This is a genomic window from Anoxybacillus sp. P3H1B, assembly GCF_001560855.1.
Lineage (GTDB): Bacteria > Bacillota > Bacilli > Bacillales > Anoxybacillaceae > Anoxybacteroides > Anoxybacteroides rupiense.
This window is the reverse complement of sequence record NZ_LPUG01000017.1, coordinates 39,714-66,568: the sequence shown is the minus strand read 5'-3', so window position 1 is coordinate 66,568 and position 26,855 is coordinate 39,714. Positions and strand designations below refer to the sequence as shown.

19 protein-coding genes are annotated in these 26,855 nt (G+C 44.1%); 4 read left to right on the top strand and 15 right to left on the bottom strand.

What is annotated here, in order from left to right:
* Window positions 1-118: 118 nt before the first annotated feature.
* The 3 genes from AT864_RS11000 to AT864_RS10980 all read right to left on the bottom strand — a co-directional run bounded on the left by AT864_RS11000 (window position 119) and on the right by AT864_RS10980 (window position 3,966).
* Window positions 119-886 carry a MerR family transcriptional regulator gene (locus AT864_RS11000; protein WP_231734633.1) on the bottom strand — a complete coding sequence of 256 codons (768 nt, stop codon included), beginning with the start codon at window positions 884-886 and terminating at the stop codon, window positions 119-121.
* Between the two features lie 334 nt (window positions 887-1,220).
* A complete protein-coding gene (locus AT864_RS10990) occupies window positions 1,221-2,099 on the bottom strand; it encodes a putative RNA methyltransferase (RefSeq protein ID WP_231734632.1) in 879 nt (292 codons plus the stop codon).
* Window positions 2,100-2,916: 817 nt separating this feature from the next.
* Entirely contained in the window at window positions 2,917-3,966 is a 1,050-nt protein-coding gene (locus AT864_RS10980) for an NAD(P)/FAD-dependent oxidoreductase (protein WP_066148976.1), read from the bottom strand.
* Between the two features lie 186 nt (window positions 3,967-4,152).
* Between AT864_RS10980 and AT864_RS10975 the strand changes: the two genes are divergently transcribed.
* From AT864_RS10975 to AT864_RS10960, 4 genes are all read left to right on the top strand, one after another.
* Window positions 4,153-4,953 carry an ABC transporter ATP-binding protein gene (locus AT864_RS10975; RefSeq protein WP_044742579.1) on the top strand — a complete coding sequence of 267 codons (801 nt, stop codon included), beginning with the start codon at window positions 4,153-4,155 and terminating at the stop codon, window positions 4,951-4,953.
* Window positions 4,950-5,873 (top strand): iron-hydroxamate ABC transporter substrate-binding protein, encoded by a 924-nt coding sequence (locus AT864_RS10970; protein WP_044742580.1) that lies wholly within the window; start codon window positions 4,950-4,952, stop codon window positions 5,871-5,873. The genes AT864_RS10975 and AT864_RS10970 overlap by 4 nt, the downstream gene beginning before the upstream one ends.
* A gap of 124 nt (window positions 5,874-5,997) precedes the next feature.
* On the top strand, window positions 5,998-7,008 hold the full coding sequence (locus AT864_RS10965; RefSeq protein ID WP_044742581.1) for an iron ABC transporter permease: 1,011 nt from the start codon (window positions 5,998-6,000) through the stop codon (window positions 7,006-7,008).
* Window positions 7,005-8,012, top strand: coding sequence for an iron ABC transporter permease (locus AT864_RS10960; RefSeq protein WP_044742582.1), 1,008 nt, complete (start codon window positions 7,005-7,007; stop codon window positions 8,010-8,012). The genes AT864_RS10965 and AT864_RS10960 overlap by 4 nt, the downstream gene beginning before the upstream one ends.
* Before the next feature lie 365 nt (window positions 8,013-8,377).
* On the opposite strand, the gene AT864_RS10955 is transcribed toward AT864_RS10960, so the two are convergent.
* The 12 genes from AT864_RS10955 to AT864_RS10900 form a co-directional block, all read right to left on the bottom strand.
* Entirely contained in the window at window positions 8,378-9,241 is an 864-nt protein-coding gene (locus AT864_RS10955) for an alpha/beta hydrolase (protein WP_066148975.1), read from the bottom strand.
* A gap of 43 nt (window positions 9,242-9,284) precedes the next feature.
* A complete protein-coding gene (locus AT864_RS10950; protein ID WP_044742612.1) occupies window positions 9,285-10,046 on the bottom strand; it encodes an alpha/beta hydrolase in 762 nt (253 codons plus the stop codon).
* 34 nt (window positions 10,047-10,080) lie between these two features.
* The gene (locus tag AT864_RS10945) at window positions 10,081-10,647 is read right to left on the bottom strand and encodes a nitroreductase (protein WP_066148974.1); all 567 of its coding nucleotides are present in this window, start codon (window positions 10,645-10,647) and stop codon (window positions 10,081-10,083) included.
* 44 nt (window positions 10,648-10,691) lie between these two features.
* A complete protein-coding gene (locus tag AT864_RS10940) occupies window positions 10,692-11,717 on the bottom strand; it encodes an iron ABC transporter permease (protein ID WP_044742585.1) in 1,026 nt (341 codons plus the stop codon).
* A complete protein-coding gene (locus AT864_RS10935) occupies window positions 11,710-12,717 on the bottom strand; it encodes an iron ABC transporter permease (protein WP_044742586.1) in 1,008 nt (335 codons plus the stop codon). Before AT864_RS10935 ends, AT864_RS10940 begins: the two co-directional genes overlap by 8 nt.
* Before the next feature lie 21 nt (window positions 12,718-12,738).
* Window positions 12,739-13,725 (bottom strand): ABC transporter substrate-binding protein, encoded by a 987-nt coding sequence (locus AT864_RS10930; protein WP_066148973.1) that lies wholly within the window; start codon window positions 13,723-13,725, stop codon window positions 12,739-12,741.
* A gap of 99 nt (window positions 13,726-13,824) precedes the next feature.
* Window positions 13,825-15,462, bottom strand: a complete 1,638-nt coding sequence (locus tag AT864_RS10925) for an AraC family transcriptional regulator (RefSeq protein WP_066148972.1) — start codon at window positions 15,460-15,462, stop codon at window positions 13,825-13,827.
* Window positions 15,463-15,775: 313 nt separating this feature from the next.
* Entirely contained in the window at window positions 15,776-16,567 is a 792-nt protein-coding gene (locus AT864_RS10920; RefSeq protein ID WP_231734631.1) for a 4'-phosphopantetheinyl transferase superfamily protein, read from the bottom strand.
* 575 nt (window positions 16,568-17,142) lie between these two features.
* Window positions 17,143-18,084, bottom strand: a complete 942-nt coding sequence (locus tag AT864_RS10915; RefSeq protein ID WP_066148970.1) for an ABC transporter substrate-binding protein — start codon at window positions 18,082-18,084, stop codon at window positions 17,143-17,145.
* A gap of 456 nt (window positions 18,085-18,540) precedes the next feature.
* A complete protein-coding gene (locus AT864_RS10910; RefSeq protein WP_066148969.1) occupies window positions 18,541-18,747 on the bottom strand; it encodes an MbtH family protein in 207 nt (68 codons plus the stop codon).
* Window positions 18,748-18,766: 19 nt separating this feature from the next.
* Window positions 18,767-25,930 (bottom strand): non-ribosomal peptide synthetase, encoded by a 7,164-nt coding sequence (locus AT864_RS10905; protein WP_066148968.1) that lies wholly within the window; start codon window positions 25,928-25,930, stop codon window positions 18,767-18,769.
* Window positions 25,931-25,947: 17 nt separating this feature from the next.
* Window positions 25,948-26,850: an isochorismatase family protein gene (locus AT864_RS10900; protein ID WP_066148967.1), complete on the bottom strand. Its 903-nt coding sequence runs from the start codon at window positions 26,848-26,850 to the stop codon at window positions 25,948-25,950.
* Window positions 26,851-26,855 lie beyond the last annotated feature (5 nt).

Here is a 26,855-nt window from a genome sequence, read left to right as displayed (position 1 = left end):
TGTCTATTGTAGCGAATCATCCAAAATCTGTTCAACTCCTTTGTTTGTCATCAGATGCTGGCCAAGCACAAAAAGAAGAGAGTGGACCAAGCCGACTCCCTTCTTCTTTGTTTTTTGACTATTGCTTTTTCATTCCGGTATAAATCAGCACCGCATCTCGAAGAAACTCGGCTGCTCCAGCGTGTTTGCGGTTATAATAAGCAGCAAACCGTTCATCATCCACATACATTTGCGTAACTCCCACATGAGCTTCTTTCGTATAGCTTTCCCAAAAATGACTGAGCCATTGCCGATGCAGATCAGCGGCTTTTTGCGCTAAATCGCTTGCTGGATCTCCCGTCAAAAAAGCCTCATTCAACGTATCAAGCACTTCCTGTTCCAGCTTCTTCACCTCGGCATACTGTTCCTCTGTCATGTTCAGCACCTTCTGATTGGCACGGTCAATCGTTTGATCTCCATATTTTTCTCTAATTTCTTTTCCGTATTTTTGCTCATTTTCGTCGATCAATTTTTGCTTAAACGCCGCAAATTTTTCTTGATCACTCATAATTCTTCTCCCTTCCTTCGCATCTAATGTTTTCTCTACATTGGCAATTAATAAATCTAATTGCCTGCGTTTTGCCAGAAGCTGTGTACGGTGTTCTTTCAGTGCCTTCACTTCATCGAAGCTGGGAGAATAAATCATCTGCTTAATCGTCTCTAAGTCCACTTCAAGCTCGCGATAAAATAAAATCTGCTGGAGCATATCGACTTCCTTTTGCCCATAGATGCGGTAGCCAGATGAGCTGATTCTAGCGGGCTTGAGAAGCCCAATTTCATCATAATACCGCAATGTTCGTCCCGTCACTCCGGCCAGCTTCGCCAGCTGATGCACCGTATATTCCACGCTTTCACCTCCTGACATCTTCACTATAATCCTTTACGTAGCGTAAATGTAAATAGGCGATTGATAAAAATTTTTTCCATCCTAAAAAATGATGTCATAAACACCCACACAGTTGAAGGTATTTTCGTAACGAAGTCGTAAACAATGCCGCTTTCACGCATCGAAGCCGTGCTATTCAGCACCAGACCACGCCAAACCATCTCGAACATATCCAATCAACTCCATTACAAGCACCAATGAATGATGACCCTCTCCTATCTTGCCTTCGTGTAGAGGTGGGAGACTTCTCGGTGCATGGTGTGTTAAAAATGATAAATTCCTGAAACAATTTTATTTATTTTTTTCCAAATAAAATGGTCAAATCCATCGTGATTTCATTCACTTCCATCCGCAACGCTTGCTGCTGCTTTTCGGCTGCAATTCCCCAAGATAAAGGGGTCATTTGAATGACCGCAGCCATCCATTCTTGAGCGATGGCTGCTTTATATGTGACACGTTCGATAGCTGTTATTCGAAAGTCGTCTTGAAATCGTTGAATCGTGCGATCATTTGTATAGGCTTTTCTAGCTGTCTGTCCATAAAAATATTCTCTTATCTCTTGCAAATGCTGCTTGCCGGGAACCACCTTTATCATCGTTCCACCATTCATTAACACTCTCTGAAATTCTGCATAATTAGCCGGCGATAAAATATTCATAATAAAATGAAATTGTCGATCCCTAAATGGACAGTTAGCAATATCCGCAACGCACCAAATCAAATTCGGGTATTCTCTTGCGGCTATATAAACCCCTTCTTTAGCAAGATCGATTCCAACGCCGAGCAAGCGACTGGCCGTTTTTCTCTCTACATATTTCTTGAGATGAAATAAATGAGAGCCTTCTCCGCAGCCTGCATCCAATAGCTTAATCACTTGATCTGTATCAACTAACTCATGAATCATGTAGTCGCTAATCACCTGGTTCATCGGCGCGAAAAGGCCAGCTTGGCATAAGAGATGCCTTGCTTCAAACATTTGCTTTTCATATTTCACTTTAGGAGAGTGAGTAAATAAATTGACATATCCTACCTTTGATAAATCAAATGTATGACGATTTATGCATTCCAAGCTTTTCACATGCTGAAGCTCCATAGCTGCAGAGCAGACCGGACAACGAAAGATCGCAGAAGACGCAGCCATCAGCTGAGCTGCTAACCTTTTTTTATTTGACATCTCAATTCCTCCATCGTTTTTCCTTCACATAGTGTTCTCCAGTGATCGCCATCATTAAAAATAACCATTATCATTCCAGCATGAAAAATAACCATTATCATTCCAGCATGATGCAAAATAAAAGAGACTGTCTTGTCAAGACCTGACCCATCTGTGCATTTTGCTGCATAGAAAAAATGCTTTCTATCCAGAGGATGGAAGTATGGATCTAGCCTTTCAATATAAGACAGTCTCTTCCAAAATAAAAGGAAAGCGATGAAGCACGATTCAACGATGGGGGCCATGTGAAATGAGCTTTCACTGTGTGTAAGCCCCCTTTTCGCTCGACAATCGATGTTCACATCAAATTTCCCCCTCACATTTCAGTGGCGGAATCTGAAGAGCATGTTGATCTTTTTGCTGTTTGGCTGCTTGATAACTGCCATAAAAAAGCCATCGGTATTTAGATTGCTTGCATCGATCTAACAATAAAAAGGGGGCACTTGTCTCCCCCTTTTTTATGATTGCATGATTAAGCAGCATCCATCGGCGTCTTAGCCAATGGAACACCATATAACATCTATATGGATCTCGTTTTCCCGCAAATAGGCAGACCAATCCCATTCCCTGCACATAGGCAGAGTCTTTGAACGATATTCAATTGATGGTTCAAAGAACTGGAAATCGAAGTCTCATAAATGCTGCCAACGGAAAAAACTCCTTTTCTTACAAATCTTTATTTATTACTGTAATACAAAAGCTCCCATTCATCAAGTCATATGTGATACCTTCCAGCTACATTTCCAAAGCGCCATCTTGGGCTTGCAGCTAAAAACGTTTATTTCATCATTTGTTTTATCAATTCTCGGTTACGCTCTTTAAAGATTTCGTTATGGGATGATACCATGCCAAATTTATCAGCCTTAGGTTCGATAAATTGTTTCGCGCTATTGACTGCATTGGCGGCATCTTGAAAGGCTCCCGCAATCAAATGCAATTTCCCATCGTATTTTAAAATATCCCCCGCCGCATAAAGCCCTGGTACAGAAGATTCACTATTGGCATTGCCCGCGATGTAGTAATGATCCAGCATTTGAATATTCAGTTCACTTTTTTCCAACAAGGAGGAATCGCGCTCATAGCCATGGTTCACAATGACTTCATCAATTGCCAAATAGATGACCTCTCCTGTTTCTTGGTTGGTTAGCTCGACTCGTTCAATCCGTTCATGATCCTCACTGGCAATCAATTTCGTAATCGAGGTATGAAAATAACAAGTGGCCGAGCTGTTCAGAAGCTGCGTCACCTGCGATTCATGGCCTTTTAGCATCTCCCCCCGATACGTCAAATACACTTTTTTAGCAATCGGCACTAATTCGTTCGCCCAGTCAATAGCCGCATTGCCTCCTCCTGAAATAATGACCGTTTTATTTTTGAAGCGCTTTAACGACTTCACTGTATAGTGCAGATTAGCTACTTCAAACTTTTCTGCGCCCTCGATCTCCAATTTTTGCGGCTTTAATATCCCGCTCCCCACTGCGACAATGACCGTTTTCGAAAAATGCTGACGCCCAGAAGTGGCCTGCAATATAAACGTGCCATCTTCCATTCGTTTCATCGCTTCAATCTTTTCATTGAGAACCACGGTAGGATTAAAGGTTAATCCTTGCTTGACAAGCTGTTCAATTAATTGCTCCCCTGTGATCGGTGCATGTCCTCCCACATCCCAAATCATTTTCTCCGGGTAGACATGGAGCTTGCCTCCCAATTGTGGCTGATACTCAATCAGCTTTGTTTTCATTTCTCGCAATCCGCTATAAAATGCAGCATACAAACCCGCCGGTCCGCCGCCAATAATCGTCACATCATATAATTCATCATGATTCATCTATATTCCACCTCTCCCAGAACTCAAACACTGATTATCATTCTCAATTAAATATACATCCTTTTGACCTATTTTACAACAAATAGTGATTGACAATTGAAAAAAAATAGCTTTAAATTATATATTGAATTGATAATGATTATCGTTTTTATCCTTTTGCGGATATGTATAAAGGGGGGTAGGAGCATGGTTCGCTTATATACAAATGAATTAAGTATTGGCTACAATGAGCGCTTAATTGTTAAAAATTTAAGCATACAAATTCCCGATCAAAAAATCACAACCATTATTGGACCAAATGGATGCGGAAAATCCACACTATTAAAAGCGCTGACTCGTATTATCGCACCACAAGCTGGAACCGTGATATTAGACGGCAAGCAAATCACAAGCGAAAACACGAAGATTCTCGCAAGAAAAATGGCCATTCTTCCGCAAACTCCGGAAAGTCCGGGGGGCCTGACGGTCGGGGAATTGGTTTCTTATGGCCGCTTTCCATATCAAAAAGGTTTCGGGCGCTTGACCAAAAAAGATTACGAAGTCATTGACTGGGCGCTTGAAGTGACCGGAACAAAAGATTTCAAATTCCGATCTGTTGACGCTTTGTCTGGGGGACAGCGCCAACGCGTGTGGATTGCCATGGCGCTTGCACAGGAAACCGATATCATTTTCCTTGATGAGCCGACTACTTATCTCGATATGGCACATCAATTGGAAGTTTTAGAGCTTCTGCAAAAATTAAACGAAGAACAAAAACGAACGATTGTCATGGTTCTTCATGATTTAAATCAAGCAGCTCGTTTCGCAGATTATATTATTGCCCTTAAGGACGGGGAAATTGTCAAGGCGGGAAGCTGCGAAGAAGTCATTACGCGTGACGTGCTCAAGCAGGTCTTTCATATTGATGCCGAAATCGGGCAGGATCCTCGCACGCAGAAACCAATGTGTCTCACATATAGTCTACTTAAGGAGGAATACATCCAATGAAAAAAATCTTAATCCCGATCATGCTCCTATTTTTGCTTATTATGAGCGCTTGCAGTGGCAAGACAACCGAAACGAAAAACAGTTCGGCTTCCAAAGAAAAAGAAGCGGAAACGATTACGTACCAATCTGAAAATGGTCCAATCGAAGTTCCTGCACATCCAAAGCGCGTAGTAGTGCTCTCTTCTTTTGCGGGCCATGTCATGGCTTTAGGAGTAAATTTAGTTGGTGTTGACTCATGGTCTAAAATGAATCCTCGCTTCCAAGACAAACTAAAAGACGTAGCGGAAGTATCGGATGAAGACATCGAGAAAATCATAGAATTAAAGCCAGATCTGATTATTGGGTTATCCAATATTAAAAATATTGATAAACTAAGCAAAATCGCTCCTACTGTCACGTATACATACGGAAAAGTAGATTACCTCACACAATTTTTGGAAATCGGAAAGCTTTTAAATAAAGAAAAAGAAGCTAAAGCTTGGATCGACGACTTTAAGAAACGCGCACAAAAAGCCGGAGAAGAAATTCGGGCTAAAATTGGCGAGAATGCTACTGTTTCTGTCATCGAAAATTTTGACAAACAAATTTATGTATTTGGTAATAATTGGGGAAGAGGAACTGAGATACTGTATCAAGAAATGAAACTAAAAATGCCGAAAAAAGTAGAAGAAACAGCGTTAAAGCCAGGCTACTATGCATTATCGCTAGAGGCATTACCTCAATTTGCTGGCGACTATCTAATTATTAGCAAAAACCCAGATACTGATAACTCATTCCAAGAAACAGAAACCTATAAAAACATTCCAGCAGTCAAAAACAATCATGTATTTGAAGCAGATGCTAGAGAATTTTACTTTAACGATCCACTTACATTGGATTATCAGCTCGATTTCTTTATTAAGCATTTTTTAGGCAAATAAAAAGAGCGTTATCCGTTTCTATATCACGAGCACTCCATTAGTATATGGTAAAGCACAGACGAGGAATTCTTAAAGCAAGAATTCCTCGTCCTTTATGTACATACACACGAAAAGAGGGAACTACATGAAAGCGAACTTAAATCGTTCGATTCCATTTATATACAAGCTTATAATCGCCTTATTTGTATTGATCGCTATGTTTTCAGCTGCCATGGTCTTCGGGGCGGCAGATACTACGCTAAAAGAGGTGTGGCTCGCTCTCACCACTGATATCAAAGGAGAGCCCTTTTCGATTATTCGCGAGCTTCGCTTTCCCCGCGAGGTGGCGGCCATGTTCGTAGGAGCTGCCTTATCCACCTCTGGAGCGATTATGCAAGGAATGACGCGAAATCCCTTAGCCGATCCGGGGTTGCTTGGACTTACTGCTGGCGCCAATGCCGCATTGGCGATCACCATTGCTTTTATGCCTTCGGCTAATTATTTTAGTATGATGGTGGCCTGCTTTATCGGTGCTGCCGCCGGAGGATTCCTCGTATTCGGCATTGGCACTATCAAAAAAGGCGGTTTTTCCCCACTGCGCATTGTTTTAGCCGGTTCCGCTGTTTCTACTTTTCTATATGCGGTCGCAGAAGGAATTGGGATTTATTTTAAAATATCAAAAGATGTATCGATGTGGACCGCCGGCGGTGTGATTGGAACAACATGGGGGCAGCTTCAAGTGATCGCTCCGTTTATTTTGCTTGGTATCCTTGTTTCGCTTTTACTCTCAAAGCAGCTTACGATTTTGAGTTTAAATGAAGAAGTAGCCGTTGGGTTAGGACAAAAAATTACGCAAATTAAAGCGACTTTGTACATCGTTGTTATTTTGCTGGCTGGCGCCTCAGTCGCCCTTGTCGGCAATATGACTTTTATTGGCTTAATGGTTCCTCATATCGTTCGGGCGATCGTCGGCACGGATTATCGTTACATTATCCCCACGTCCTCTATTGTTGGAGCGACGCTTATGCTTTTAGCTGATACGCTTGGGCGCACGGTCAATGCACCATATGAAACGCCAGTGGCAGCCATTGTAGCGATGATGGGATTGCCTTTCTTCCTGTTCATCGTGCATAAAGGAGGAAAAACATTCTCATGATTCAATCGGCTTTAATCAAAAAACAGCGCATTATTATATGTATTTTACTCGCACTCATTATCTTGACAATCGTGGTTGGAATGGGAATGGGCTATGCTTCTCTCTCTTATGATCGGCTTATTCCGACTTTGTTTGGCCAAGGAACGTTTAAAGAAGAATTTATCTTATTTTCGATCCGTCTCCCTCGCATCATCATTACCTTATTAGCGGGGATGGCGTTGGCACTATCTGGGGCGATTTTACAAGGAGTAACACGAAACGATTTAGCGGATCCCGGTATTTTAGGAATTAATTCCGGCGCCGGCGTTGCTGTAGCCATTTTCTTTCTCTTTTTTCCTGTCAGTGCTGATTCCTTTGTGTATTTGATTCCGCTCCTTGCTTTTATAGGCGCTTTGTTTACAGCGGTTCTCATTTATGGGTTGTCATATAAAAAGGAGGCAGGTCTCCAACCAGTAAAACTCGTGCTCATTGGTGTCGGATGTTCAATGGCGCTTTCTGGAGTGATGATTGTCTTAATCTCATCCGCTGAACGGGCAAAAGTCGATTTTATCGCTAAATGGCTTGCCGGGAATATTTGGGGCGATGATTGGCCCTTTATTTTGGCCTTGCTTCCTTGGTTAATCACGCTCATTCCTTTTACTTTATATAAAGCTAATCGCTTGAATTTACTTGGGTTAAGTGAACCGGTAGCCGTTGGCGTCGGCATGTCGGTTGAAAAAGAACGAATTTCTTTGCTTCTCGCAGCCGTAGCCTTGGCCGCCTCCACCGTTTCAGTGACGGGCGGAATCTCTTTCATCGGGCTGATGGCACCGCATATGGCAAAAGCGTTAGTAGGACCGAGAAACCAACTATTTATTCCTATCGCGCTGCTCCTTGGCGGATGGTTTTTATTAATCGCTGATTTGATCGGCCGAAATATCTTTGATCCCAATAGCATTCCAGCCGGGATTATGGTCTCTTTAATTGGCGCACCTTATTTTATTTACTTGCTATTAAAGAAATAAATGAATCCCCCAATTAAAGAAAATGATATAAAAATGAACAGCGATAATGGATAAAGCTTACCTTCGAATGTTTGCATTCTTTATGAATGGACGGGATCTGGCATTCATGGGGTGAAGGTTAGAACCATACCATTTACCTGATGATGCCAATAATAACACCTTGATATCCCCCGCTCCTAACTTAAGAATAAGAGAATGGCTCTCATAGAAAAGCAGCTTGTATCCGATTGAGATTCAAATAATAATAAGGGCTCAGATCTTCCGATCCGAGCCCTTTTTGTCTGCCATCTCTAATGGCACTGATATTTTTATTGCCTAACATGTGAAGATGAACATTTGATGCAACCTAAGGACGAAACGATTCGTTATATGCTGTTTCTCGATACAAACCGTAGAGCTCGGCTGATGAGGGCTGGCAATACCGAAACATGCCCTTCTCCGGCAAATTCCTGAAACTCCACATATACCCCCAAATCAGCTAAAGCGGAAAGGCGTTCCGCCAGTTCTTCAGCATGAGCGTTAATTCGGCTTTTGTGGCTTCTTTCCAACTCTCCAGCCGCCAGAAGTACGTCAACGTTGAGCGCTTCTTGTTTGATGCGAGCAACAAAGCGTTGTTCCGCTTCAAGCAATAGCTGTTTGCTCCAATGAATCGAAGGGCTTCCAGCAATATACGTTCTGAAAGCAGTCGGCTTCGTAAAAAGCACCTGCAGAGCAAAGAGGCCACCGAGAGAATGGCCAAAAATGGCCTGCCTCGTCCGATCAATTGGCCATTCTCGCTCTATTTCAGGCTTCAGTTCCGTTTCAATAAATTCCAAAAAAGCCGCTGCTCCTCCCATTTCCGGCCATGCGGTTCCATCTGGACGAGCAGGTAATTCGCTTTCCGGAACAGACATGGTAAAATCGTAAAAACGGGCAGGAGAAAATGGCTTTTCTGTTGGATAACCAATACCAACAATCACCGCAGGAACAACTCCTGTGCGATCAGGACGTCCTGCCTGCACGCGCATCGCTTCCACCATCGTGCCAAATACCGAATTGGCATCAAGTACATAAATCACCGGAAATCCCGAAGGAGGCGGATCCGCATAAGGTTGAGCGACAAAAATCCGATATTCACGATTCCCATAGTGAGAATACATCACACGCTGCTTCGTTCGCGGAATTGTGAACTCACTAACGCCTGCCGTATGAACAGCTGAAGAAAACAACTCACTTTTTTTAGCATCCAACCCTACTCCCTCCTTTCTTGCTCATCGAATCATCAGCCGCCTTCTACTGCTCCCCTTCTGTATTTGAATATAACCACTTCACTGCGCTTGGAAATCGTTTAATAAAAAAAGGGCGAGCATGAGGAGCCCCCTCCTCTATGACAAATTTGAGTCTCTTGTTGCTTAGCTGTTGATTCATTAATATCGCATAGGCTGCTTTTGTTCTTGAAACCATTTCTCGTTGAACATTTTGTTTTTCAATGCCCTCTATGCTTCCTACGTCCATATAAATCTTTAAATCGGAGGCAACTATATGTGACTCCATGAAATTAAGAAAACCTTCATACCAAAATGAACCTGAAAGACAGCCGATTTTGCCAAATACATGCGGATATAAATAAGCCGCATACATCGAGATGAGACCGCCAAGAGAAGCTCCGACCAGGCCTGTTTGCCGCTGACATCCATCTGTTTGATAGGAAGCATCTATATATGGTTTAAGGTCTTCGGCAAGAAAGGCGAGGTAATGTGAGCCCTTTCCGCCAAAATCGGCAAACCGTTCAGATAGCGCCTTCGCATGCCACGGTGTATATTCATCCAATCGGTTCTTTGTCTCAATCCCCACAAATAAAAGCTCCGGAAGCTCCCCGTGGGCAAACATAAGCTCAAGCTGGACTAGAGCATCACTTTGAAAGGGATCAAATAAATATCCTCCATCTTGAACATAGACAACTGGATATCGGCTAACGCCTTTTGCATAGGAGGGAGGAAGATAAATCAACAGCGTTCTCCCTCTCCAACTCTCCGTCGTCAATGTTCCCCTAATATGACTTTCCTTTAACATACGACGAACCTCGGCTTTATGCTTGATTAAAAATAGTGGTCAATTGCGCAGCTGGAATACGCGGCCGAGCGGGTGGAATCTTTGCAGGATAGCCGATATGGAGATTGCCAACGGCTTTCTCTCCGGGCTGAATTCCCATCGCTTTCCGAAAAATAGGATCATGCAGCCATCCATATGTCTCCCACACCATGCCGATCCCCTTTTCCCATGCGAGCAGACTAAAATTATGGATCACACAACTCGTTGCTGCATAATCTTCTTCTCTAACCACCAAATTAGGGTCCTCCCTCATCAACACCGTTAAAATCATCGGAATAGACATGATTTTATCGTAAAATTTTTGGCCGATTTCCTTTCTTTTCAATGGGTCCGCTTCTTTGTTTTCTTTCATTGTCCGCACGGCATCAGCAATTTTTCTACGGCCTTCTCCATATGTTAAAATAAACCGCCAAGGCTGAGTCAGACGGTGATTAGGAGCCCAAACAGCTGTATCAAGCAGCTCCATTACAAGCTCAGGTGATACAGAACGATCTTCAAATATATGAACGGAACGGCGATCTCGCAGCAATTGGCTCAGCTCCATAAGCAACCCTCCATTTTTCAGTTTTCGAGATGTCCCCTGTTCGCTTACACTTTCGTTTTAAATAGCAAGTACACGAAGTAAGGAATGCCAATGATGGCGATGACAATTCCGACAGACAGTTCGACAGGTGCAAAAACCGTTTTAGCAATAAAGTCTGAAACCACTACTAGCAACATGCCAATCGTTCCGCTAATAGGGATGACGCGCTGATGATAAATGCCGACGAGACGCTTGGCGATATGGGGAGCAATCAAACCAACAAAGCCGATGTTTCCAGACACAGACACGCACGCACTGACAATACCAATACTCGTCAGTAGCAATATATTTTTTTCCTTTTCAGTAGAAACCCCTAAGCTTTTTGCACTATCTTCCCCCAATTGGAACAAATCGAGAATATAAGCTTTGCTTATAATAATCGGCACCAGCAGAATGATCCACGGCAACATGGCAACAATATATTGCCAATTGGCGTTCCAAATGCTTCCCGCCAGCCATACCGTCGCCATTTCAAAATCCTGTGGATTCATCTTTAACGATAAATATAAGGATAGAGCCCCAAAGCCAGACCCCGCGGCAATTCCCACAAGAATGAGGCGCTGCGTATCTAAATGGCCATTCTGTCGAGCAAATAGATAAATCAGCAGGGCGGCACCCAATCCGCCAACCCATCCAAACAGCGGCATCGCTAAAATTGATAACCAATCGCTTTCCACTGTCATGCGCCCTCCAAAGAAAAGCATAAAAATGACGATCATGGCTCCAGCTCCAGCATTAATGCCCAAAATTCCTGGATCAGCCAAACCATTCCGGCTAATTCCTTGGATGGTCGCTCCGGCAATTCCCAAGCCAAAACCGACCAACGCAGCAATGACAATACGCGGCAGACGGAAATCCAAAATCACCAAATCATGCTCCGGAACCGGATCAATTCGCAGTAGTGTTTTTAAGACATCTTGAACGGTTATATCAAATATTCCATTTGTTAGACTAATATAAATGGCCAACAATATAATTACAATATTACTAAATAACACCAACCAATAGCGCTTGGCTGAATGATTAAGCATCCTTTCCTCCCCCTCTCGTATAAATTAAATAGAGGAAGAAAGGCACACCAATCAAAGCTGTAACGACCCCGATCGGTGTTTCAAACGGATAATTCAAAAATCGGCTTAAAATATCGGAAAGCGCCAAAAAGATCGCCCCAAGAGCACCGGCACAAGGAATAATTCGGCGATAATCAACTCCTACTAAAAACCTTGTCATATGAGGAATAATTAAACCAACGAAACCGATATTGCCAGCCAAAGCAACAGAAATGCCTGTCAAGATAACCACGCTGGCGATCGCCAAGGCCTTGATCACCATCGTTTTCTGACCTAAGCTGACCGATATTTCCTCTCCCAACGACAAAATAGTAATCGATTTAGAGATTATGATGGCAATAGCAAGGCCAACAATGGCAAAGGGCACTGCCAATTTAATTAAATGAGGGTCCATTTGATGCAGCCGGGCATTGTACCAAAAGCTCACATCCTGTGAAACTTGAAAATAAGAAGAGAGAGCGGCTGATATGCTGCTCAAAAATGTTCCGATAATCGTTCCAATAATCGCCATTCGAACAGGCGACATTCCATTGGGCAGGACGGAGGCCATCCAGAACACGAAGCCTACGGCAACAGCTGAACCAACCAACGAGTACATGATCATCTCAAGCGAAGAGGCGCCCGGCTGAATAATCATGCAAAGTGTAATCGCAAAAACCGAACCATCTGAAACCCCCATAATGGAGGGAGACGCTAAATAGTTCCTTGTCATCCCTTGCATAATCGCTCCTGAAATCGCAAGGAATGCACCAATCAAAAGAGCACCGATCACTCTTGGCAGTCTGGAATGCCTGACAATTTGATGATTCACATTATTCGGGTCAAAATCAACTATCGCTTTCCAAACAGTCCACGCATCTATATTTTTGGCCCCATACAAAATAGATGCGATGATGATAAACACCATCGCAACCGGTGAAAGCCATAAAATCAGGGCTGACGGAGAAATTCTTAATTGCATATTGACGCTACCTGCCTTGTATTATTCGTTGCCGAGCTTCTCCACAGCTGCTTTCAAGAAATTGATTTTGCTCCACGCTGTGCCGCCTTGTGCAAGCGGGTCGACAACGTTGACGAACACTTTATCATTTTTCACAGCATTGATGCTTTTCCAAATTGGATTGTTTTGCAGCTCTTCAAGCGCTTTAGGATTGTTTTTATTTTCATCTTCTGAGAATTGCACAAAAATATAGTCCGGATTCATTTCGCTAAATTTCTCTAAAGAAATCATTTCCTGAGCTTTCGCATTTTGAATTTCTTGAGGTACGGTCAGTCCTAAATCCGTATATAGCGAAGGATTGAAAAATACATCTGGCGGATAGATCATAATATTTCCGCTGCGAATGCGAACCGCCACGACCTTTTTATCTTTTAGCTTGTCTCCCAGCTTCGCTTTCGCTTCTTCCAAGTCTTTTTTATATTGGTTTAATACTTCATCAGCTTTGTCTCGTGTTCCAGTAACTTCTGCCAACACACGCAAATTCGCTTCCCAATCTGTTGAGATGTGAGAAACCGGGATCGTTGTTGTTATTTTTTCCAGTTTTTGTGCAACATCTGGCGGGAATTTTGTCGTCGAGAAAATAACGTCTGGTTTTAATTTTAAGATTTCCTCAATATTAGGCTGCGCTTTCTCACCGATAGAGACAGTAGAGCCTGTAATGTCCTTAAACATTTCTGGGAACTTGCCGCCAACCGTAATGCCCCCAAGCGGCTTTACTCCTAACACAAGCGCATCTTCCATGGTTTCCATGCTTCCAGTGATAACGATTTTATCCGTTTTGACTGGAACTGTGTAATCTTTTCCAAGATAATGAATCGTATGCTTTTCATTTGGATCTGCTTGTGTTTCTTGTTTTTTATTCGAGCGATCCCCCGATTTTTCAGGCGCTGATGATTCTTTCGCGCCGCAAGCGCTTAATACTAAAATAAGTAGAGCTATCAGACCTAGATAAAGATAGTTTCTCTTCATGTCTCTCTTAAGTCCTCCCCTCATCCTCTAGGTGATAATGATTATCATTTATGATTATAATTTAGATCTTCCACCCTGAACATGGACAGTATCCGAAATTCATTTTGGACAAATTCCAGAAAAAAACTTTAACGATTCATCAATAATTCGATCATGGGCATATGCCGAGTACTCCACCCACGGATCGGAAGGAAGCACATATACTTGATGATGGCGAACCGCTTTCAGTTCTTGCCATGGAAGTGAATATTGCAATTGATTCCAAAAAGCTAACGTTTCTTCTTCCTGCCTAATTAATAGCAACAAACGATCCGCATCTATTTGAGCAAGCTGATCGAGCTCAATCGGCTCGTTGTAAGCACCGCTCTTAGGATACGCGGCATTCATTTGCAAATCCTGATAAAACACCTCTGACATGCCACGATTGCAATGAGCATATAAATGCTGCTTCGAGATTCGCACGACCAAAAATGTGTCCTCTCCTACTTCTCGCTTTAGCTGTTGTCTAGCAAACTTCACCTTTCGATCATACATTTGAAGCCAGTTCTCTGCTTCCTTCTCTTCTCTTAAAAATTCAGCCGTCAGCATCAGCTGCTCCCGCCAGTTTTTCTCAGTCCACGGAACATAAAAAATAGGAGCAATCTGTTCAAGCCTCGCCTTCTCCATCTTTTCGAGATCGTCTGTGCTAATAATCACATCCGGCCGCTCATGGGACAGAGCCTCAACTTTCGATTCCCAATCTTGGTTTTTGCGATAAGCACTGAGAGGGACAGAAATATCGTCACGGTACATTTTATAATAATAAGCCGTCCATTTCGGATGAAGCGGCGCCGCATAAGGAATAATCTTTAATGCAAGCAATTGGCCGGTAATCGGAGACGTATAAGCAGCAATTTTTCGCCGGCGGCTTTTCATATAAGCGGTCGGCGTAACCCCTACCTTCTTTTTAAATTTACGGCTAAAGTAAAATTCATCATGATAACCAACCTGATGGGCGATATCACGCAGTTTAGCGTCAGATTGCGCCATCAGACGCTTCGCCTTATTCAGCCGAAGCTCTGTTAAATAATCCATTGCGCTCATTCCATACGTTTTTTTGAACAAATCGACAAAATATTTAGGACTAATATTGGATATCCTTGCTAATTGCTCAATCGTCAAATTCTCATAAAAATAACGTTCCATATAGTTCTTAGCGGCCTCTAGCGATGTTCGTGATTCTTTAGGAAAAGGCGAACGATGCTTCATGATATAATAAAACAGCTCTTGGAAAGCAAGCTGGCAGCGAAACCGTTCCAGCTCATCCTCGCTTCGCCAATGATCATAAATTTCATCACATAACGAGATCAGCCGATCCGCAGGAAACACAGGGATTTCCCCCTGTAACGGAAAGAAGCATTCCCCGTGATCGGATAGGCACTCATATCCTGAACCTTTCCGTTGAAACACGTCAAACTTAAACAAGAACATTTTACTTCTTGCTTCTATTTCAATTCCATATGTATCACCAGGGGAGCACATATAAGCGGTATTCTGCCGCAGTCGATACCTGTGACTATTTAACATAAAATGTCCTTGTCCACCTTTAACGATCATCAGTACATGAGAAGTTGTAAGCTGCTGTTCGATCCGCCAGTCGCCTTCTTCTTTGATAAACTGCATCTCCCGCATTCTAAAAAACGAGCGATCCCAAGCAAACTCATCGGCCTCTTGCTTGATCATTTCAGATTGGACCATGATCTTTCTCCCTCCTTCTTGCTTCTGCATCTATACATGAAAAAGAGCGATTTTATTCGAGCTTTGACCATTCATTGTTATTTAGTGTTTGATAATGATTATCATTATTATAATAAGTATATCAAATCATTCCCTTTTTCACAATATACTCCCATTCAAGTTCAACTATTTGATATAGATAGCATCTGAAAAGAAGGAGAATGGAGTGTTTTTAACAAACGAGGATCAGGAACACGCAGACACACGGCAAAAAAACAAGGCTGTTCTCCTGTTGAGAACAGCCTTATCCATCCCTTCCCGATCATTCACACCTTTATTTATTATAATCATCTTTCCAGCCAAACCCTTCCCTCAGCAACCTTCCAGCATCATATCGCTCTATTTTTTGGCTCGCTTCATCCAGCAAAGCTAATGAGGCCACATAACCGTTATCAATCTCTAACGGATACATCGTTGCACGGTTTAGGCAATCAGGGTCATCTTTCAAATAAAGTAACCGTGGGGTTTGATGAGGCGCAGATACGATCACATGCAATGGAGAAATTTGCAATCCCTTGCCCGTTGCTTTCAATATCGCTTCTTTCCTTGTCCAATATGTATAAAAAGCCCTCTTTTGCTCTTGAGGCGATGCTTGAAGCACATGATATTTTTCTTCCTCTGCTAGCACTTCATTGGCCATTTTCCTTACATCTAAAGCGTGAGAGTCACCCATCCACTCAATGTCGACACCAACGGGGATGCCGGCTGTAAAAGCAACGAGAACTCTCTCACCGGAATGAGAAATCGACCATTGCAATGAACGGTCAGGCAGCTGCGGACGGCCATGAGCCTTACGACAAGCCGAGCAAGTGCGATCAATCGGCACTTCATGCGGAGCCATATTGAGCTGCGCCGCTAATACAAAGCGACTTAATACACAACCGATCATAAAACGAGCTCGATCTTGCTCTTTCCGAAATGATTGTACTCTTTCCTTTTCCTCCGCATTCAGCAATCGAATATGCCACGATTGTAGATCACGGATGTTAGCGAGCCAAACCTGGCACGCATGCTTCGTTAAATGAGGAACTGAATTCGCTATTTCCCATTCCACCACGGCAACCATTCTCCTCTCTCATTTCCGTTTTGCTTGATCGTGTGGAAAATAAAAGAAGAGTTAAGCAGGTGTTCTAAGGGCTTGATCCTTTCCTGCTCAACTCTGATCGGCATGTTTTTTCTAACTGAAAACAATGGTCACGTTCATAAACGCATGAAACGTCAGATTTGAATCCAGCTTTCCTGCTGACAAGCAAGAGATCGTATCACAGAAAAAGAGACTTTCATCTAATCCCTATAAAAGGAATATAAAGAGCCCAGATCTTCATAGCCATCCTCTCTTCGCCTGCATGATTGATTCCCAAATTTGCAAGAAAGACACCGATCACTCTTGACAGCCGACAGTACTTGACCATTGACGATTGACATCATTTAGATCAAACTGAACCACTGCTTGCCAACTGGCCATGGCATCCATCTTCTTCTCCATAAAAAACCGATTGCCCTGATAATCGCCACCGTCACAATCAGTAAAAGCGACCAAATCAGGGCTAACGAAGAAACTTTGAACGGCGTGTTCATGGTTCGAGAGAAGAAACAGTAAATAATATCATGAAATCGTGGATAATCAAGGCAAGTGCGATACTATTTGCTAAGCATCGGTACAGCGGCTTTTAAGAAATTCGTTTTGCTCCACGCTGTGCCGCCTTGTGCAAGCGGATCCACCACGTTGACGAACACTTTATTATTTTTCACCGCTTTGATATTTTTCCAAATCGGATTTTTTTGCAACTGCTTCAATGCCTCAGGCTGACTCTTGTTCTCGTCTTTCGCGAATTGAACAAAGATATAATCTGGATTCATTGCACTGAATTTTTCAAGAGAGATCATTTCCTGAGTTTGTGCCTTTTTAATCTCATTCGGCACCGTCAATCCTAAATCTCTATACAGCGTAGAGTTGAAAAACACATCTTTATGATAAATCATGATGTTGCCATTTCTAATTCGGATAACAACCACTTTTTTCCCTTTCAGCTTCGTGCCTAGCTTTTTCTTAGCCGTTGCCAGTTGAGTTTTGTAGCTTTTGATGATGCTCTCTGCCTGTTGTTTCTTTCCCGTTAATGTAGCGAGCAGACGTAAATTGGCTTCCCAATCTGTCGAGATGTGAGAAACAGGAATTGTTGGAGCGATTTTTTGCAATTTGTTAATCACATCTGGCGGAAATTTGGTCGATGCCAAAATGACATCCGGTTTTAGCTTAACGATGGCCTCCATGTTGGGCTGGGCTTTTTCACCAATAGATACCGTAGAACCGGTAATTTTTTTAAACATATCTGGAAACTTACCGCCAACCGTGATGCCACCAGCAGGCTTCACACCTAGCACAAGGGCATCTTCCATCGTTTCCAAACTTCCTGTGATCACAATTCTTTTCGCTGTCACAGGAGCGGTATACGTCTTCCCAAGATATTTAATTTTGGTCGTCTTGCTAGTCGCTGCCGCGGCTGATGATTGCACTCCGCCAATGGCTAAGAGCGCAATAAGTAGAACCATGAAGCTACGATACAGCCACTTCCGTTTTTTCATAAATGAACCCCCTACTTGTATGATAATGATTATCATTAATAATTATAAGTGGGTCTTTTCACTCATCCATAGACAGGATCCAGAATTTATTTTGGACAAACTCCATAAAACAGCGGCAACAATTCTTCTTTTTGTCCTTGTCACGTTGGATGGATGTTTCTCAAGGACTCACGATACTTAACGGAGGCTAGTATGGTTTTTTACAGAACTTTTGATTCACTTCTTTTCACCTAATCTGTTCAATAAAAAAAGTTGAGCAGGGGGGCTGTATCGCTAAAAGGCTTGATCCTTTCCTGCTCAACTCCGATTTGGCACCGTTCATTGCCAAGTTAAAGTCGTTAAGTTTTTATTTAACCTATTCATCAGGTGTAGGTGGAAGAGTCCACAGAAGCCACTGCTCTACGACAAGTGTTGAAGCTACTGAACTTGATCCACGGTCTAGGCGGATGATCTATTTTATTTTTTGATTTCTCGCAAACTGTTAGGCCTCATGTCCGTCCAGTGTGTATGAATATAATCGTGGCAAGCGGCACGTGTATTTTCTGAAAACACAATTCTCCAACCGGAAGGAACCGCAATGGAGGACGGCCAGAGCGAGTACTGGCCTTCCTCATTGATTAAGACAACATAGGTCCCATCTTGATTTTCAAAAGGGTTGGTCATTTTATACCTCTCCCTCCATTCATTGGAATGAAATCACTTTATTTCCTAATTGATCAGCAAGAACGCGGCCAATTTCAGCCAATGGCCCAGGCTGGCACATATCCTTATGGCGGCATTCGATATCATATTGAATGATTCGGCCATCGATATATGGTAGCCATGCCTCCGGCTCGATTGGATCAAACCATTCCGGAATAATGGTTGAGCGGAAGAATAGGAGATCTCCCTTATAGCGCCGTGGCATATATTCACTTAAAATACGGACAGAATTTACATACGTGTTTTTAAGATTTAAGATGGTGGACTCTTCTAAACTAGCTAGCGCACTACCGTCACCCCGAAGCATCTCAATCGTATTCTCCAAATTCAACGGCTTCCCATCCATGTTATCCGGATCATATCCTCCTAAAGCAAGCAATGCAATCAAGGCCTCTTGCTCATCCGGTGCCTTAGCAATCGGTAAAAAGTGGCTAGGGTATGCGTCTAACATCACTAGAAGTGCAATCTCGTCTCCTTGCTGCTGCAGCTGTGTCGCCATCGCATGCACGACATTTCCGCCTAGCGACCATCCTAATAAGTAATATGGTCCTTTAGGCTGAACAGCCTTCATTTGCTCAATATAATCAGCAGCCATCTCATCTAATGTCTCTGGCAATCTCTCAGCTTTCGCAATACCTCGAGCCTGCAATCCGTATATTGGATATTCCGTTCCGATCGATGTCATCAATCCTGCATAGCACCAGCTAAGACCTCCCGCTGGATGTACGCAAAATAGCGGAGGCTCTGTACCAGAAGCTCGCAATGGCAACAATATATCCAACGCATTATGACTGCTTCCCATTTCTAATTTCTCAGCAAGACCCGCAACGGTAGGAGCTTCAAATAAATCACCTATGCTCAGCTCGACTCCAAACGTCTCACGAATACGGCTCATTAACTGAACGGCCAAGAGTGAATGGCCTCCAAGTTCAAAGAATCCATCGTCAATGCCGACACGCGGTAAGCGGAGAATCTCCATAAAGAGGTCACATAGCATCTCCTCTTGAGGTGTTCGCGGCCCGCGCCCATTCACTTCGATCGCTAAATCAGGCATTGGTAACGCTTTGCGATCCAATTTACCATTCGGAGTTAACGGCAAAGCTTCGATCATGACAAAAGCGGATGGAATCATATAATCAGGCAGGCTAGCCGCAACATATTTCCGCAGCTCGGATGATTCAAACACGGCATCCTTTGCAGGCACAATGTAGGCTACAAGCCGTTTATCCCCCGGCTGATCTTCCCGAACAATAACAGCTACTTGGGCAATTTGAGGATGTTTTGCTAAAACCGCCTCAATCTCTCCCAACTCAATTCGATAGCCTCTAATTTTAACTTGATGATCGGCTCGACCAATATAATCCAAAGTCCCATCTACGCGCCATTTTGCTAAATCGCCCGTGCGATACATTCTTGAGCCCGACGGTCCAAATGGATTAGCAATAAAGCGTTCAGCGGTTAAATCAGGGCGCCCTAAGTATCCTCTTGCTAATCCAGCTCCAGCCACATACATCTCGCCAATCACTCCCGGCGGAACCGGCTGCAACTGATCATCTAATACATACACCTCTAAATCAGGAATGCTGCAACCAATTAAGCTGTTCCCTTTCAGAGAAAGAATCGTTCGATCCAATTCAATATAGCTGACATGCACCGTCGTTTCCGTAATACCGTACATATTAATCAGCTTCGGCTGATTCTCAGGGTGCCGCTCATACCAATCTTCTAAACGGCTCAACTCCAATGCTTCTCCACCAAAAATCACAAAGCGCAAGGAAAGCTGCTTCGACCATTCGCTGTTTTCCCGATCAGCCTGCATCAGCTGATAAAAAGCGGATGGCGTTTGATTAAGAACCGTGACGTTTTGCTCCACGAGCAATTGAAGAAACTCCTTTGGTGAACGGCTTACATGGTGCGGAACGACAACAAGACGTCCGCCATATAAGAACGGTCCCCAAATCTCCCAAACGGAAAAGTCAAACGCATAAGAATGGAATAATGTCCAACTATCATTTTCGGAAAATTGGAACCAATGCTCCGTCGACCGGAAAAGCCGAACTACATTTTGATGCGGAATCATCACGCCTTTTGGTTTTCCTGTTGAGCCAGAAGTATAGATGATATAAGCCATATGATACGGTGATAAAGCTTCGATTCGATCCGCATCATTCGGATTCGTTTCCGGATAGTGGCCAATTTGCCCCACAACATGCTCCGCATCGACTACGATATGCTCCACATTCGGCGTACGCGGAAGCTTAACGGCCATTTGCTGATTGGCAATCACATACATCGGCTGCGCATCTTCCATCATATAGGCAATGCGATCTTCAGGATAATTCGGATCTAAAGGCAAGTAAGCGCCTCCCGCCTTCAATACCGCTAAAATGCCGATCACCATTTCCAATGAACGCGGCAACGCAAGAGCGACTACTCTTTCTGGGCCCACTCCTTTACTGATGAGAAAATGAGCCAGCTGATTCGCTTTTTTATTTAGCTCGGCATAACTAAGCTTTTGATCTTCAAAAACAACGGCTGTCGCATCTGGAACTCTTTGGACTTGTTTTTCAAATAAAGCTGGCAGAGTTTCCGCAGACAGATGCCGCTGTCGATGCTCTGCTTGATTTAGAAGGAGCTTGCGTTCTTCTGGCAGCAGCATATGAATTTGTCCAATCGGCAATTCTGGATTCGTCACCACTTCTTTAAGAAGCTGACATAACCGCTTGGCAAATCGTTCAACGGTCTCCTGCTGGAATAAATCTCGGCTATACTCAAATAAACCTATTAATCCAGCTGGCGAGCCATCTCCCATCCGGTTTTCGCGAAGCTCCAGCGTCAAATCAAATTTGGCAGAACCGACGCTGCGAACCTCTAATCGACTTTCCAGACCTTGCAACTCCAACTTTGGCTCCGGTGTATTTTGAAATACAAACATGACTTGGAATAGTGGGTGCTTGGCCCGCGAACGAACCGGATTTAAAACCTCCACTAATCGTTCAAATGGAAGATCTTGATTTTCATAAGCTGATAGATTCACTTGCTTCACTCTAGCAAGCAGCTCGCGGAAGCTTGGATTCCCTGATGTATCCATACGCAGCACAAGCGTATTAATAAACATTCCCACAAGGTCTTCCAGTGCATCGTCGTTTCTTCCTGCGATTGGACTGCCGATCGGAATATCTGTTCCCGCTCCCAACCGAGTGAGAAGAGCGGCAAAGCCCGCTTGAAGCACCATAAATAAGCTTGTTTTATTCTCACGCGCCAAAGCTAATAGCCGTTGATGGAGCTCCGCATCGAGCTTGAATTCGACAACTCCCCCTTCATAGCTGGACTCTGCAGGGCGCGGATAGTCAGTCGACCACTCCAGCTCTTCAGGTAAGTCAGCAAGCGTCTGCTTCCAGTAATCCAGCTGTTTAGCAACGAGATGATCCGGATGGTTTTCGTTTCCTAAAAATCCCTGCTGCCAAAGAGCATAATCAGCATATGTGACTGGCAAAGGTGGCCAATCCACTTTTTGCTGCTGGCAATGCGCGCGGTAAGCGCTAGCCAAGTCACGAGTCAGCGGAGTGAGCGACCAGCCGTCTGCTGCAATATGGTGCATTAAAAGCAGCAGCACATATCGATTCGCTCCAAGCACAAACAGTTGCGCTCGAATGGGCGGCTCTTTTGTTAAATCAAAGCTATAACGCACCGCCTCATTTAGCACGCGAGATAACTCATTTTCGCTAATTTCTTGAACGATCAGCTCCGGACGTGCTTGATGCGGTTCCAAAACGATTTGCCTTGAAGTGCCAGAACGATCCGGGAAAATAGTCCGCAACGTTTCATGCCGTTCCACCACATCATATAAAGCTTGGCGCAAAGCAGCAATTTGAAGCGCGCCTGTTAAATGCACAACGACCGGTATATTATACGTAGGGCTTGGACCTTCTAAATGATGTAAAAACCATAAACGCCGCTGAGCAAATGATAGAGGAATCTCGTCTTTATGAGCATACGCTTTCACTGGCGGCTTCCCGTGCGCCGCTTCCTTTAGATGATGAACAAGGCTCGCCACCGTCGGTGATTCAAACAGCTTGCCGATCGCCAGCTCCACGCCCAACACATCGCGGATGCGGCTGATTAAGCGCGCGGCCAGCAACGAATGACCTCCCAGTTCAAAGAAGTTATCGTCAATGCCCACTGCCGACAAATCAAGCACCTCAGCAAAAAGCTCACATAAAATTTCTTCTTGCGGTGTTCGCGGCTTGCGTCCCTTCATTGTCACCGTCCAATCTGGAACCGGCAGCGCCTTGCGATCAATTTTTCCGTTTGGAGTCAGCGGAAATTCCTCTAAAATCATAAAGGCCGATGGGACCATATAATCTGGCAGCTTTTCGCTGACATAAAGCCGCAGTTCGGCAAGATCAAGCGCGCCTTTTGAACCGCGAGGAATGAGATAAGCCACCAATCGCGGATCGCCTGGTTGATCTTCACGAGCCACGACTACCGCCCGCTCTACCTCATCATATTTGGTTAATATGGCTTCAATTTCACCGATCTCAATGCGGAAGCCGCGCAGCTTCACTTGATAATCGACACGCCCGATATAATCTAAAGAGCCATCCTTGCGCCAACGTACAAGATCCCCTGTCCGGTACATGCGGCTTCCTGGTGGGCCATATGGATTAGCGACAAAACGCTCGGCGGTCAAATCCGGCCGTTTCAAGTAGCCTCTCGCTACCCCCTCGCCAGCAATATATAGTTCACCAGCTACCCCAGGAGGAACGGGCTGCAGATGACGATCCAAAACATACACTTGTGTATTCCAAATAGGTTTACCAATCGCAGGAGCGAGAATATCATCCTGCTGCAAAGTCGCCATCGTGGACCATATCGTTGTCTCCGTCGGTCCGTATAAATTCGTGATCTCGCACCCGAGCTGATCCAAAGCCGATGCAAGGCTGCTTGGCAACGCTTCTCCTCCAACAAGCACCCGCAACCCGGCGATGCTGTCTGGATGATACGTCACAAGCATATGCCAAAGTGTCGGCGTCGCCTGCATGATCGTAATCTCTTCATTAGAAATCAGCGCAGCGAGCGTTTGCGGATCATGAATGGCTTCTTTTTTCGCTACGATTAATCTTGCTCCGCTCATTAATGGGAGAAAGATTTCTAAAGCAGCAATATCAAAGGCAATCGTTGTCACTGCCAGCCAACGGTCACGCTCATTGAGCATAAATTTGTCTTGCATGGCAAATAAAAAGTTATTTAGGTTTTGGAATGGCACAACCACTCCTTTTGGCTTTCCTGTTGAGCCAGACGTATAAATAACATAGGCCGGATGAAGAGCAGAGCGCCCATTTTCAACATTTGTGCTAGGATAGCGTTTGATTGCCTCTTCGGTTTCTGGATGATCAAGCACAATCATTGAAAGCGGAGAAATCGCCGATAATTTCGGTTGTGTCGCTGAGTTTGTAATGATGCAAAGCGGTTCCGCATCATCAAGCATAAAGGCTAAGCGCTCTTTTGGATATTCAGGATCAATCGGCAGGTAGGCTGCACCTGCTTTTAGCACCGCTAGCATCGCGATAACCATATCAGCGGAACGCGGCAGAGCCAATGCTACATACTGTTCGGGGCCTGCTCCCTTTTCTACAAGCAAATGGGCCAAACGATTGGCTTGTTCATTCAGCTCTTGATAACGAAGCATTTGATTTTCGCAAATGACCGCCATCGCTTCTGGATGTTGCTGTGCTTGTTTTTCAAACAACTGTAAAAAGCTTGCTTCTGAATGATGCCGTGCCGTCTCGTTCCATATTTCGATGACTTGGCGGCGTTCTTGCTCAAGCAGCAGCTCTACACTTCCAATTGTCACATCCTCTTGCAACACTGTGAACATATCCAAAATCTGTAAAAACCTAGATTGATGAACGGCAAGGTCATCAGCTTGATAAATCTCCGGATTTGCATCAAAATCAATTCTTAGACCATTTCCATCTGTTCGGTCGTATACATTAATCGCCAAATCATCCACAGGCCCAGCTGAAAGGTTATGCGTAATTCCTTGATATCCGTCAAAACGCAATCCATAGTCAAACGGCATAATATTGACTTGCACGCCAAATAGGCGTTGATTTTCCCCTAATAGCTTCAAATCGCGGCGCAGCTGCTCATGGCGATATTTATGATGCTGCTTGATTTCTTTGATTTCCTGGCGAACAGTGCTTAATAGCTGTGACATTTTCATATCTGCATGCAGATGCAGACGAAGCGGAACTAGATTCATCACCATAGCCGGCACATTCAACGCCACGGAACCTAAGCGATTCATCATCGGCAAGCCAAGAATAACATCGGTGGCGCTTGTCAACCGATGAAGATAAAGAGCGGTTGCCGCAAGGAAAAGCTCATGCCATCCCGCTTTCCAATATTGAGTCGATTGTTTCAACCGTTCGGTTTGAGCGACGGATAAATGGACGGTTTTCCGAATAAACGTATGCGAAGCGCGCGCCGCTCGATCAGAAAGGCTTACGGCTTCAGGCTGATCGCGAAAACGCTCTAACCAAAATTGGCGGTCACGCTCATATTGCTCAGAGGCATGATAAACTTTCTCTTCTTCTATCACCTCACGAAATGAAGCAAAGGCTTCATCAGCAGCGATCATTCGATCGTTCATAAGCGCCGTATAAGTCTCCGCTACTTTTTGGGCAATCAGTGAAAATCCAAAGCCATCGATGGCAATATGATGAATGCGCTGATACCAGAAAAAGCGCTGATCAGAAAGCTTAAATAACGCTTCCGTAAAAAGCGGATCGCATTTTAAATCTACCGGTTTAGATAGATCTTTTTTCATCCAACAAAGCGCTTCAGACTCCGGATTTGCGGCTGTGCTCACGTCGATGAAATAAAATGGGAAATCCGGCGAAGGATCAATGATCTGCCATGGCCCATTTTCATCTTCGCCAAATTGAGCGTGCAATGATTCTGCTTGGACCAACACATGACGCAATGCTTGTTCAAAGCGAGCCGGATCAACCGGCCCGTGAATTTCAACGTATTCTCCTGTATTATAAATAGGATTTGCTGGATCGAGCTGTTGAGCAAACCAAATACCCGCTTGCGCCCCCGATAAAGGCAAACGCAGACGCTGATTCATGGACATGGATTCGGCCTCCTTTACTACGAATCTTGGTGAGATAGCACCTTTTCTCGTGGAAAATATAATAAATTCCACCAATCGGAAAGAGTCGGCCGCGCAGCAAGATCCGCAAAGGTAACTTCTGCTCCCGCTCTTCTCCATTTTTCTACTAAACTCATAATGCGAATGGAGTCCAATCCTCTGTCGATTAAATTCTCTTGATCGGAAAGATCAGCCGCTTCCTCTTGCAGAAGCTCGGCTACCTGACGCCGCACATCTTCTAAGCTGAGCGGCAGCGGATTTTGCGCTCTTTTTAACACCCCAAGAAGCTGCTGCGTAGACATGGTAAATGCGCAACGGCTGGCCGCATATTGGATCGCCATTTGGTGCTGTTCACGCGAAAAATCAGCCACTGCATCGGCGACAAAAAAGACTTGGATATCTTGCATAAAAGCATCGCTAGCTGTTAATAAGCAGCCAATATGAGCGTAAACTCCGCAAATGATTAACTGATCTCTCCCTTGTTCTTTTAATATTTCAGAAAGATTCGTCTTTTTGAATGCGCTATACCGCCATTTGGTCAGAACGATATCATCGGCATCCGGCGCTAGATCATCAATAATTCCTTTTTGATAAGGATCGTCGGCAATGCCTTTTCCCCAAAAATCTTGAAGCAATCCGCGCTCCTCCGGGGCTTGCCCTCCTGGCTGTGCCGAGTAAACGACAGGCACTCCTAGCTTTTTGCATTCCTGTTTAATCTGTTGAATATGGCTTACAAGCTCCACTAAAGGAGAAGCGTTTGGAGTAAAAGCGTCAAGAAAATAATTTTGCATATCGTGGATCAATAAAACAGCCCGCTTAGGGTCAAGTGTCCATAACACTTTATTTTTCGGCAATTCTGACAACAAAGGCATCGGATAAGCTGGAATAGCTGGAATACCCATCTGAC